Raw genomic sequence first — 11,916 nt, forward strand, 5'->3', positions numbered from 1 at the left:
GCAACGACCCCCCGCCCCCCGGGTCGGATCCCCCCACCCGCCCCCCTACCCGGGTCCTGGGCGGCGTAGCGGGGGGTGGGGGGGCGCCCCGCCCCCCCACCACCACCCCACCGCAATTGATCCGCGCACCCGGCCCTGCACACGGCGTACACGCGCAGTCACGCCAGGGCCACATCACATCGCCGATGGTTGGTGCTTTCACGCAACACAAGGCGAAAGCATGCGCACTGTCCACTTCCTCCCCGTAATCGCTCCCTGCACGCTGGCATTGGGCCTGCTCACCGCGATGCCCGTGCACGCAACACAAGGCGACCCCCGCTTTACGTTGCGCCTGGGCGCCATGAACATCGACACCGACAACACGATCCGCGGCAGCACCCGCATCGGCGGCCAGGATGTCGACTTGTCCGAAGATTTCAGCATGGGCGGGAAGGAATGGGAGCCGCGGGTGGACGGCATGTTCCGCATCAGTGATCGGCAGCGCCTGATCTTCGACTACTTCAAATACGACAAGGATCGGCGCGAGACGCTCGGCGAAACGGTGCGCTACGGCGACACCACGGTGCCGGCCGGCAGCTTCGTCAAAGGCGAGTTGAAGTACCAGGTCGCCACGCTGGTCTATGACTATTCGGTGGTGGACGGGGAGACATTCGATTTCGGCCTGCAACTGGGTGCCGAGTACGCCAAGATCAGCGCCGACGCGCATGCCGACCTGGGCGAGCTCTACCAGGGTCGCTTCATCAATGAGAAAGCCGATGGCATCGCGCCGGTGGTGGGCGCGCGATTGACCTTCACTCCGTCCGAGCACTGGATGATCAACCTGCAGGGCCAGTACCTCAACACGCGCTGGGGCAACTTCGACGACTACAAGGGTGATCTCAGCCGCGCCAATGCAATCGTGCAGTACAACTTCAACCAGAACTTCGGCATCTTCGCCGGCTACGACTGGTTCAAACTCGATGCCGACAAGCGCGGCAGCGATGGCGTGATCGGCCTGAAGCAGGAATTCAAGGGACCGCTGGCAGGTGTGAGCCTGTCGTTCTGAAGGCCGCGCTCACCCCAGCGTCGACGCCGACAATGCGCCCGTCGCAGCATCGCTGCGCTCTGAGAAGCTGCCCTCACCCCAACCCCTCTCCCGCATGCGGGAGAGGGGCTAGTTGCCTACGGCTGCAGCAAGCGCCCACCTTTCACCACTGCCACCGGGCGTGCCAGCACCGTCACGTCCTGCAGCGGATCACCTTCGACCGCGACCATGTCGCCAAAGCGCCCCACCTCAACTGCGCCCACGTCCGCCTGCCAACCCAGGGCTTGCGCTGCATTGACGGTCGCCGTGCGGATGGCCTCCAGCGGACTCATGCCCCACTCCACCATCTTGGCGAATTGACGGGCGTTGTCGCCGTTGGGGTAAACACCGCCATCGGAGCCGAACACCATCCGCACCCCGGCCGCATGCGCGTCACGGAAGGTTTCACGCTGTTTGCGGCCCACCTGTCGCTCCTTCTCCAGCGACTCGGGGAACAAACCGTTGTTCTCACCCTCGGCGAGAATGTAGTCACTGCCGTAGATGTCCATCGAGAACCAGGTGCCTTGCTGCCGCGCCAGCTTGAACGACTCCGCATCCGCCAGGCTGGCATGTTCGATGGTGTCGGCCCCGGCACGGATGGCCGCGTTGATGCCGTTCGTTCCATGCGCATGCACTGCCACCTTCATGCCCAGCCGGTGCGCCTCCTCCACCAGCGCCGTCATTTCCTCCTGGCTGTACTGCTGCTCACCCAGCGTCGTCCCCTTGGACATCACGCCTCCGGTGCCGCAGAACTTGATCACCTCGGCACCGAATTTGCGCAGCTTGCGCACCGTGGCGCGGATCGCATCCGGACCATCGGCTGCACCCGGATTGAGCACGGTCACCGACGGTGGCAAGCCTCCGCCATCGCAATGCCCGCCGGTGGCGCCGACGGCAAAGGTGGCCGGTACGATGCGCGGGCCATCGATGTAGCCGGCCTCGATGGCCTGCTTCAAGGCCACGTCATCGAAACCGGCCGAGCCGAGATTGCGCACCGTGGTGAAGCCCGCGCGCACCGTGCGGCGGGCATTGACCACGCCCACCACGGTCCAGAAATTGTCGGTGAATTCCAGGCCCTGGTAGCCGCCCAGCGTGGGATCGATGGTCAGGTGCACATGCATGTCGATCAGGCCCGGCAGCAAGGTACGCGCGCCCAGGTCGATGTGCTCGGCACCGGCGGGCATGGGATCGCCGGCGCGGCCGATCCGGCTGATCCGGCCATCGACGATTTCTATCTGCGGCTGCGGCACATAGCGGCCGCTGCGGACATCCAATAGACGGGCGGCACTGACCACGCTGGTTCCAGCATGCGCCGCCATGGACACACAAACACCGACAACGACCAGCGCGAGGGCTGGCACGCGGAATCTGGTTCGCATCATCGTTCCCCGGGACTATGGGTGGCGTCAGGGTTCAGCGGCGCCAGCTTGCGCCAAGCCCGCGGGGCAGGCAACCGGCCGGGGCGTAAACAAAGAACGCCCCGACAGGCGGGGCGTTCTCGGTGCATGCCGGCCTGGTGGCCGCCTGCTTACTTCTTCTTCGGGATATACAGATCGGTGATGGTGCCGTCGTAGATCTCCGAGGCCATCGCCACCGACTCACTCAGGGTCGGGTGGGCGTGGATGGTGTGGCCGATGTCCTCGGCCTCCGCACCCATTTCGATGGCCAGGCCGATCTCGGCCAGCAGTTCACCGGCATGCACGCCGACGATGGCACCACCGATCACGCGATGGGTTTCCTCGTCGAAGATCAGCTTGGTGAAGCCTTCGGTGCGACCAATGCCAATCGCACGACCGCTGGCCGCCCACGGGAACTTGGCCACGCCCACCTTCAGGCCCTTGGCCTTGGCCTCGGTCTCGGTGACGCCAACCCAGGCGATTTCCGGGTTGGTGTAGGCCACCGACGGAATCACGCGCGCCACCCACTCCTTCTTCTCGCCGAAGGCCACTTCAGCAGCAAGCTTGCCTTCGTGCGTGGCCTTGTGCGCCAGCATCGGGTTACCGACGATGTCGCCGATGGCGAAGATGTGCGGCACATTCGTGCGCATCTGCCGGTCCACCGGAATGAAACCACGGTCGGTGACTTCCACGCCGGCCTTGTCGGCATCGATCTTCCTGCCGTTGGCCGAGCGGCCCACCGCAACCAGCACGCGATCGAACGTGCCGCTTTCCATCGCCGGCTTCTCGCCTTCGGTGGCGGCTTCAAAGGTCACGGTGATGCCCTTCTTGTCGGCGGTCACACCCGAGGCCTTGGTCTTGAGGTGAACCTCGATGCCCTGCTTCTTCAGGCGGTCGGCCAGCGGCTTGACCAGATCCTTGTCGGCGCCCGGCATCAGCTGGTCCATGAACTCGACCACGGTGACCTTGGCGCCCAGCGCGCTGTACACGGTGGCCATTTCCAGGCCGATGATGCCGCCACCCACAACGAGCAGCGAACCCGGCACTTCGGCCAGTTCCAGTGCATCGGTGGAGTCCATCACGCGCTTGTCGTCCCACGGGAAGTTCGGCAGCTTCACCGCCTGCGAACCGGCGGCGATGATGCACTGCTCGAAACGCAGCAGCTGGGTCTTGCCGTCGTCACCGACGATTTCAAGCTCATTGGCCGAGATGAACTTGGCCACGCCCTGCACGGTGCGGATCTTGCGCTGCTTGGCCATGCCGGCCAGGCCCTTGGTCAGCTGACCGACGACCTTTTCCTTGTACTCGCGCAGCTTGTCCAGGCTGATCTTCGGCGCGCCGTATTCGATGCCCAGTTCATTGGCGTGCGCGGCGTGGTCGATGATCTCGGCCGCGTGCAGCAGCGCCTTGGACGGAATGCAGCCCACGTTGAGGCAGACGCCGCCGAGGCTGGCGTAGCGTTCGACCAGCACGGTGTCCATGCCCAGGTCGGCGGCGCGGAACGCGGCGGTATAGCCGCCCGGGCCGGCGCCCAGCACCACGATGCGGCACTCGATGTCGGCGGTGCGACCGCTGGACGGCAGCGCCTTGGCAGCGACGGCCGGGTCCGGCGCGCGGTGCGACGGCGTCACCGGCGGCTTGCTGCCCGGGGCCGCCTTGGCAGCGGCCGGTGCGGCGCCAGCAGCACCTTCCAGCACCACCACCACGTCGCCCTGCGACAACTTGTCGTCGAGCTTGACCTTGATTTCCTTGACCACGCCGTCGGCGGTGGACGGCACTTCCAACGTGGCCTTGTCCGATTCCAGCGTGACCAGGCCCTGGTCCTTCTTCACCGTGTCGCCCACGGCCACCAGGATTTCAATCACCGGCACGCTGTCGTAATCGCCGATATCCGGCACCTTCACTTCGACCGGGCCACTTGCAGCCGGTGCGCTTGCCGCGGCCGCAGCCGGCGCGGCAGCCTGCGGTGCGGGTGCAGCAGCAGGTGCCGGTGCCGGAGCGGCGGCCGGGGCTGCGCCCGCGCCTTCGGCTTCCAGAATCACCACCACGTCGCCTTCGGACAGCTTGTCATCAAGCTTGACCTTGATTTCCTTGACCACGCCAGCCGCCGTGGACGGCACTTCCAGCGTGGCCTTGTCCGATTCCAGCGTGACCAGGCCCTGGTCCTTGCTCACCGTGTCGCCCACGGCGACCAGGATTTCGATCACCGGCACATTGTCGTAATCACCAATGTCCGGAACCTTGATTTCAATCGTCGCCATTGTTTTCTCCTGTGGGCTCAGCCGGCGTCTTCGCCGTAGAACCTGTCATGCATCTTGTCGAGCGCGCGTTCGATGGCCTCGTAGCGCTTCTCGTACTTTTTGTCTTTGCTGTGTGCCAGCTCGGTCAGCAACGCCGCCTGTTGCAGCAGTGCTTCCAGCTGCCCGCAACCCGGGCGCAGCCCGCTGTAACGCTCGCCATTGACGGTGAAGGACAACACCTCACCATCGGTGACCGGCGCACGCGCGGCCACCTCCGGCGTGGACAACGCCTGCGCCCATACCTGGACCACGCGCTGTGCCAGTGCATCCGGCAACGGTGCCTGTGCGAACGACGGGCTCTGATCAAGACGCAGGTTCACCCCGGCGCGGCTGGCACCGCTGTTCCAGCTGTAAATGCGTTTCTCCGCCATACCTGCCAGCACCGACCATTGCCCGCTGCTGGCATCGCGGCGCAGCAGCACCTGCGATTCCTCGCCACGCGCCGGCAACAGCAGCAACGACAGCGCGTCTTCGGCCTGCCCGCCCAGCAGCTGCGAAGCTGCCTGACCATAGTTGCCCACTGCCGGCGGCCAACCTTCGCCCACCACCGGCTCGCACTGGCGTGCGGCCATTGCCGGCACGGCCAGCACCGCCAGCAGTGCCGTCAGCAACACGCGCCTGGGCGCGGTTCGCATCACAGCAGCACGCGCCGCATGTCGGCCAGCACCTGCGACAGGTACGTGGTGAAGCGTGCGGCCAGGGCGCCATCGATGACGCGGTGGTCATAGCTCAGCGACAGCGGCAACATCAGCTTGGGCGCGAATTCCTTGCCGTTCCAGACCGGCTGGATTGCCGACTTGGAGACGCCGAGGATGGCCACTTCCGGTGCATTGACGATCGGCGTGAATGCGGTGCCACCGATGCCGCCCAGCGAGCTGATCGAGAAGCAGCCGCCGCTCATTTCAGCCGGGCCCAGCTTGCCGTCGCGCGCCTTCTTGGCCAGCTCGCCGGTTTCCTGGGCGATCTGCACCACACCCTTCTTGTCCACGTCGCGGATCACCGGCACGACCAGGCCATTCGGCGTGTCGGCGGCAAAACCAATGTGGAAATACTTCTTCAGGGTGAGGTTCTCGCCGCTGGCGTCCAGCGAGGCATTGAACTCGGGGAACTTCTTCAGTGCCGCAGCGCTGGCCTTGATCAGGAAGGCGAGCATGGTCAGCTTGATGCCGGCCTTCTCGTTTTCCTTGTTCAGCGCCACGCGCAGGCCTTCCAGATCGGTGATGTCCGCCTGCTCGAACTGGGTGACGTGCGGGATCATCGCCCAGTTGCGGGCCAGGTTGGCGCCGGAGATCTTCTTGATGCGCGACAGCTGCACCACTTCGGTTTCGCCGAACTTGCTGAAGTCCACCTTCGGCCACGGCAGCAGGTTCAGGCCACCACCGGCAGCAGCCGGCGCAGCACCGGCGACGGCAACGCCACCAGACAACACGCCCTTGACGAACTTCTGCACGTCATCCTTGGTGATGCGGCCGCTCTTTTCGCTGCCGGCCACCTGCGCCAGGTCCACGCCCAGTTCGCGGGCGAACACGCGCACCGCCGGGCTGGCATACGGCACCTTGGACGGCAGCACGCCTTCGGCATTGAACTGCACCGGCGGGCTGGCCGGCTTGCTGGCCGGCAAGGCGGCTTCCTGCTGGATCTCGCGCTGGGCCAGCTTGTCGGGCACCGGGGCCACGGCCACCGGCTCGACCTTGGCGCCGGTTTCGGCAGTCGCCTCGACCTTGGCCGGGGCCGCCGGCGCGGCAGCGGGCTGGGCGGCGGCTTCGCTGACTTCAATCAGCGCCACGACCTTGCCTTCGGACAGGTTGTCGCCAACCTTGACCTTGATCTCCTTGACCACGCCGGACACCGACGACGGCACTTCCATCGTCGCCTTGTCCGACTCCAGCGTGACCAGACCCTGGTCTTTCTTGACCGTATCGCCGACGGCAACCAGCACTTCGATCACTGGAATGTCGCTGTAGTCACCGATATCGGGGACAAGTGCTTCCTTGATTTCGGCCATGAAACTACTCCAGCAACAGTGAGGGAATCCTCTATTGTGGCGCCCCCGGGCCCACGCGCCAACCGCTGGCGCTGAATTCGGCGGCGTATGTCCGTGGTCAGGCACCGGCCACGGCCGGCCCGGCTTCATCCTTGCCGTGCCCCGGCGCACTCCACCTGACTTGCCGGTTGTCTCCGTTGTCCTGCCCGGTCAGGCACCGGAGCGGCGCAGGCCGGAGGTTTTGGCCTTGTCCAGCCACGGCCGCAGCTGGCCCCATGCCTCCAGCAACCGCGGCTCGGACCATGCCGCATTGGCCGGGCTGGTCGATGGCAACGGCAACACCGGCAATGCAGCGGCCACAACCGGCAAAGCCGGTTGCACCCATCGCTGGAACGCAGCGTGTGCCGCGCCACCATTACAGGCGATCACTTTCAGCGCCGGCAGGCTGGCAATCAGTGCCGGCAGCGGATTGACCACCTCGCTGCCGCGCACGATGGCCGCATCCAGGCTGCCGCTGCGCTGGCATTGACCAATGACATCCCACAGCCCCACGCCGGCGCGTTGCAACTGCTGCATGCGCTGCGGGTAATCCAGCGTTGCATCAAAACCGCACAGTGTTGCCATCAATGGCCAGAAGCGGTTGCGCGGATGTGCGTAGTAGCGCGCTTCATGCAACGACACCGCACCGGGCATCGAGCCCAGCACCAATACGCGACAGTGCGGATTCACCTGCAATGGCAGGCCTTGCAACACATTTTCTTTCATCACACCCACCACAACATCGTGAATGGAATTTTCCCGCATGCCCGCGTGTACATGGGATTCCCCTCAATTTTGCTGAACACAAACCCATCGAAAACCCCTTGCGTACAGCGCGATTCATCTTTGCATCGCTACGGTTTGCACGCCCCGCAACGAGGGCCTCGACAACAACGATAGTCCCGATTGAGAGACTGAGGAGTCTGTTATGCGTTCGATCAAAATTCTGAGCCTTGCCACCCTGGGTGCGCTTGCCCTGTCGTCCACCGCGTTCGCGCAGGATGCCAGCAGCGACACCGCTTCGGGCAAGCACTTCGCCGTGGTCGGCGGTGTCACCTTGCTGCAGCCCAAGAGCGACCCGATCAATGGCGTGGACAAGTTCGACGGCGGCCCGGCGCCGACCGTGAGCGCCAGCTACTACATCAACGACAACTTCGCCGTTGAACTGTGGGGCGCCGTGGACAAGTTCAACCACCGCGTGCGTACCGATGGCGGCGCCAAGGCCGGCACCGTTGAGCAGCAGCCGATCGCGCTAAGCGCGCAGTACCACTTCGGCGCGGCCGACAACGTGTTCCGCCCGTTCGTGGGCCTGGGTTACTACGAGTCGAACTTCAGCAACGAGAAGATCGACGGCCTGAGCGACACCGGCAACCACGTCGGCGTGGATACCGCCAAGGGCGCCATCGGCACCGTGGGCGTGGACATGAACATCAACTCCACTTGGTTCGCGCGTGCCGATGCACGTTACATGCACGCTCGCCCCGACCTGCGCGTGGCTGGCAGCAATGCCGGCGAGCTGAAGATGGACCCGTGGACCGTGGGTTTCGGTATCGGCGCACGCTTCTGATAAGCGCGGCACCGTTCCGATTCAGCGGAGCATGAAGAGCACGGGCCGTTCGTGGCCCGTGCTTTTTTATTGGTTTTTTTTGTTGTGCAGATTGTGCTTGCCCCCCTCTCCCCAACCCCTCTCCCGCGAGGGGAGAGGGGCTACAGCTGAGATCGCAGGCAATGCTTGTGCTCGCTGCGTTTCAAAGCCCCTCTCCCCTTGCGGGAGAGGGGTTGGGGAGAGGGGTTAAGGAGAAGCGCAAACTTCCCTTGCGCGCTACGGACTGCCGTCATCACTCCACTGCAGCGCCAGGTAGTCGAAGTTGGTCTGCAAGCGCGGTTTGACGATGTCGAAGAACGGGGAGACATCGAAATCGCGCGGCGTGTACAGGCTGTAGTTGCGGATGTGCAGGATTTCCTGGCGCTGTTCGCGGGCGCCCACCTGGCCCGAAATCGTTTCGATCTCCGGCAGGATCGGATAGCGGATCGACTCAAACGCCTGTGCCAGCAACGTCGAGCAGATGGCCTTGGTCGGCTCGCCGCTGCCCAGGGCGATCAGGCGCCGGCGCATGTGCCCGGGCACCGGCGGCTGGCGGATCAGGTAACGGGCCAGGTCGAATACGTTTTTCAGGTCGTAGCTGTAACCAATGCGGGTACGCATGAAGCCCACCAGTTGCTCCACCGCCGCCGGCGCCAAGCCCTGCGGCCGGCAGATGCGGGTGTGCTGGTGGGCAAACTCACTGAGCGGAACCCGCCGCACGCCTTCCTCCACATCCACGTCGATCAGCATGGGCTGCGGTTTGCCACCTTCCACCAGCGGCTCCTCACCGATGTAGAGCGCGGCGTGTGACCAGGTGGATTGGCTGAGGTATTTGATCGCGGTGGAGAAGCGACTGTTGCCTTCCACCAGCAGCACGTCGCCACGCCGCAGGGTGCGCAGCAGCAGTGCCGGGTCACTGGTGGAGGGCCGCGCCTGGTTGCGGCGCGGTTGCGCCAGAAAATGTGCCAGGTGCCGCCCCAGGAAACTCAACACACCCATTGCCTGACCTCCCCGAATCGTGGTGTCAGCGTAATGGCTGCGCGGCCGTGCCGCCATGCGACCACCCCAAACGTGATTGCAGTAACTACGCATGGCCGGTTGAAGTGACTGCAGCGCCGCCCGGCTTTCCACTCACTCAATGCGGGCTGCGGTCATAGCCGCGATACCGCTGGTGATGCCGTACCCGGCGCCGCAGCAGCAGTGCGTACATGCCGGCGTAACCCAGCAGCACCGCGGCCATTCCCAGCAGACCGGCGTGACTGAGCCAGCCCGTCTGCGGCCACGGCACGCCATTCATCGAGGCTTGCCAGCCCTGCAGCATGCCCGCCACCACGCGCACCAGGATCATCACGGTCAGCCCCAGCACCAGCCAGGTATTGGGTTTGTAGAACAACACCTGCGGCCCGGCCTCGAAACGGGTCAGGCCATGCCCCAGGACGCCCAGTGCAAGGCCCCCCAGCCACCCCAGCCCGGCATAGGCCCAGGCGCCTGGCCACCAGAAGCCGGCGAGGATGGCGAAGACGGCAAACAGCAGCGTGGACACCGCCGTGCCCCAGAGGTTGAAGGTAACCAGCCACGGCCGCGCCTGCCGGCGCGCGCCACTGCTGCGGAAGCGTTGCCACAGCGACAACGGCAGCAGCATCAACAGGATTGCCAGGAACACCAGCAAGGCCAGGGGCACTGCAAGAAGCAAAGGCATGGTCGCTTGATCCATTGAAACCGTGCCCGCGATCAACGCAGGCAGCGTGGTTGCCGGTATGCAGGCGATGGCCGCCCCTCCGGGGAAGCCCGCCAGCCTGCACCGGCAAGCCTAGGCCCTGATCCGTCATTGTCGCGTGGGCAAATGAGCGGGAAGGCGGTTTACCGCCCCTGCCCCGGCACCACCGGAGCCCCCGGCGGCCACGGATGTGACCACGCGGCTACAATACCGGCCCGCTTCCGCTGCCCCCTTGCCCCCATGTCTTCTGATCTGCTGCCCGTACGCCGGGCTCTGCTGTCCGTTTCCGACAAGACCGGCCTGGTCGATCTGGCCCGCGCCCTGGCTGCCCGCAACGTCGAATTGCTGTCCACCGGCGGCACCGCCAAGGCGATCCGCGACGCCGGCCTGCCGGTCAAGGACGTGTCCGATGTCACCGGCTTCCCGGAAATGATGGACGGCCGGGTCAAGACCCTGCACCCGCTGGTGCACGGCGGCCTGCTGGGCCGCGCCGGCACCGACGATGCCGTGATGGCCGAACACGGCATCGCCGCGATCGACCTGCTGGTGCTGAACCTGTATCCGTTCGAGTCGGTCACCGCCAAGGCCGACTGCACCCTGGCTGACGCCGTGGAAAACATCGACATCGGCGGCCCGGCCATGCTGCGCAGCGCGGCCAAGAATTTCGCCCGCGTCGCCGTGGCCACCAGCCCGGACCAGTACGACGCGCTGCTGGCCGAGTTGAATGCCAACGACGGCAAGCTGTCGGCCGCCAAGCGTTTTGAACTGTCCGTGGCCGCCTTCAACCGCGTTGCCCAGTACGACGCGGCGATCAGCAATTACCTGTCGGCGGTCAGCGACACCAGCACCGCGGTGCCGGTACGCGCCGAATACCCGGCGCAGATGAATTCCTCCTTCATCAAGGTCATGGATCTGCGTTACGGCGAGAACCCGCACCAGAGCGGCGTGTTCTACCGCGACCTGTACCCGGTGCCGGGCACGCTGGCCACCTTCGTGCAGCTGCAGGGCAAGGAACTGAGCTACAACAACCTGGCCGATGCCGATGCCGCATGGGAATGCGTGCGCCAGTTCGACGTGCCGGCCTGCGTCATCGTCAAGCACGCCAACCCGTGCGGCGTGGCCGTGGCCGCCGATGTCGGCGCCGCCTATGAAATGGCTTACAACACCGACCCGACCAGCGCGTTCGGCGGCATCCTCGCCTTCAACCGCACGCTGGACGCGGCCACCGCCAAGGCCATCCTCGACCGCCAGTTCGTCGAAGTGCTGATCGCCCCGGACTACGAGCCGGCCGCGCTGGAATACGCCACCAAGAAGGCCAACGTGCGCGTGCTGCGCATCCCGGCCGGCGATGCGCGCAACAACTACGACACCAAGCGCATTGGCTCGGGCCTGCTGATCCAGAGCGCCGACAACCGTGGCATGACCATCGACGAGCTGAAGACCGTCACCCAGCGCGCGCCGAGCGCCGCTGAACTGCGCGACCTGCTGTTCGCCTGGCGCGTGGCCAAGTACGTCAAGTCCAACGCAATTGTTTACGCCAAGGACGAGCGCACCATCGGTGTTGGCGCCGGCCAGATGAGCCGCGTGTATTCGGCGCGCATCGCCGGCATCAAGGCCGCCGATGCCGGCCTGGTGGTGCCGGGTTCGGTGATGGCCTCCGATGCATTCTTCCCGTTCCGTGACGGCCTGGACGCCGCCGCCGAAGCCGGCATCACCGCGGTGATCCAGCCGGGCGGTTCGATGCGCGACAACGAAGTAATTGCCGCCGCCGACGAACATGGCATCGCCATGGTGTTCACCGGCGTGCGTCACTTCCGTCACTGAGTACGGC

At 65.3% G+C, this 11,916-nt stretch carries 10 protein-coding genes; 3 read left to right on the plus strand and 7 right to left on the minus strand.

The features are described 5' to 3' along the window. The first annotated feature begins 220 nt into the window (after positions 1–220). The gene (locus ACVOLO_RS11240) at positions 221–1,045 is read left to right on the plus strand and encodes a hypothetical protein (RefSeq protein ID WP_481570372.1); all 825 of its coding nucleotides are present in this window, start codon (positions 221–223) and stop codon (positions 1,043–1,045) included. 116 nt (positions 1,046–1,161) lie between these two features. Here ACVOLO_RS11240 and ACVOLO_RS11245 read toward each other — a convergent pair whose 3' ends face one another. The 5 genes from ACVOLO_RS11245 to ACVOLO_RS11265 form a co-directional block, all read right to left on the minus strand. Next, positions 1,162–2,442, minus strand: a complete 1,281-nt coding sequence (locus ACVOLO_RS11245; RefSeq protein WP_481570373.1) for a Xaa-Pro dipeptidase — start codon at positions 2,440–2,442, stop codon at positions 1,162–1,164. A gap of 149 nt (positions 2,443–2,591) precedes the next feature. Next, positions 2,592–4,721 carry a dihydrolipoyl dehydrogenase gene (gene lpdA, locus ACVOLO_RS11250; protein ID WP_481570375.1) on the minus strand — a complete coding sequence of 710 codons (2,130 nt, stop codon included), beginning with the start codon at positions 4,719–4,721 and terminating at the stop codon, positions 2,592–2,594. A 17-nt stretch (positions 4,722–4,738) separates the two neighbouring features. Next, entirely contained in the window at positions 4,739–5,395 is a 657-nt protein-coding gene (locus ACVOLO_RS11255; protein WP_481570376.1) for a hypothetical protein, read from the minus strand. Next, positions 5,395–6,894, minus strand: a complete 1,500-nt coding sequence (gene aceF, locus ACVOLO_RS11260) for a dihydrolipoyllysine-residue acetyltransferase (protein ID WP_481570377.1) — start codon at positions 6,892–6,894, stop codon at positions 5,395–5,397. The genes ACVOLO_RS11255 and aceF overlap by 1 nt, the downstream gene beginning before the upstream one ends. A 60-nt stretch (positions 6,895–6,954) precedes the next feature. Continuing rightward, positions 6,955–7,509 (minus strand): DNA-deoxyinosine glycosylase, encoded by a 555-nt coding sequence (locus tag ACVOLO_RS11265; RefSeq protein ID WP_481570378.1) that lies wholly within the window; start codon positions 7,507–7,509, stop codon positions 6,955–6,957. Between the two features lie 202 nt (positions 7,510–7,711). Here ACVOLO_RS11265 and ACVOLO_RS11270 point away from each other — a divergent pair, with 202 nt between their 5' ends. After that, entirely contained in the window at positions 7,712–8,350 is a 639-nt protein-coding gene (locus ACVOLO_RS11270) for an OmpW/AlkL family protein (protein ID WP_481570379.1), read from the plus strand. A gap of 255 nt (positions 8,351–8,605) precedes the next feature. Here the strand turns inward: ACVOLO_RS11270 and ACVOLO_RS11275 are convergent, their stop codons facing one another. Together ACVOLO_RS11275 and ACVOLO_RS11280 are read right to left on the minus strand one after the other, a co-directional pair. Next, a complete protein-coding gene (locus tag ACVOLO_RS11275) occupies positions 8,606–9,367 on the minus strand; it encodes a YiiX/YebB-like N1pC/P60 family cysteine hydrolase (RefSeq protein ID WP_481570380.1) in 762 nt (253 codons plus the stop codon). 136 nt (positions 9,368–9,503) lie between these two features. After that, positions 9,504–10,067 carry a CcdC protein domain-containing protein gene (locus ACVOLO_RS11280; RefSeq protein WP_481570381.1) on the minus strand — a complete coding sequence of 188 codons (564 nt, stop codon included), beginning with the start codon at positions 10,065–10,067 and terminating at the stop codon, positions 9,504–9,506. A 258-nt stretch (positions 10,068–10,325) separates the two neighbouring features. Between ACVOLO_RS11280 and purH the strand changes: the two genes are divergently transcribed. Next, positions 10,326–11,909: a bifunctional phosphoribosylaminoimidazolecarboxamide formyltransferase/IMP cyclohydrolase gene (gene purH / locus ACVOLO_RS11285; protein WP_481570382.1), complete on the plus strand. Its 1,584-nt coding sequence runs from the start codon at positions 10,326–10,328 to the stop codon at positions 11,907–11,909. Positions 11,910–11,916: the final 7 nt, after the last annotated feature.

Source organism: Stenotrophomonas sp. STEN056 (assembly GCF_056759635.1).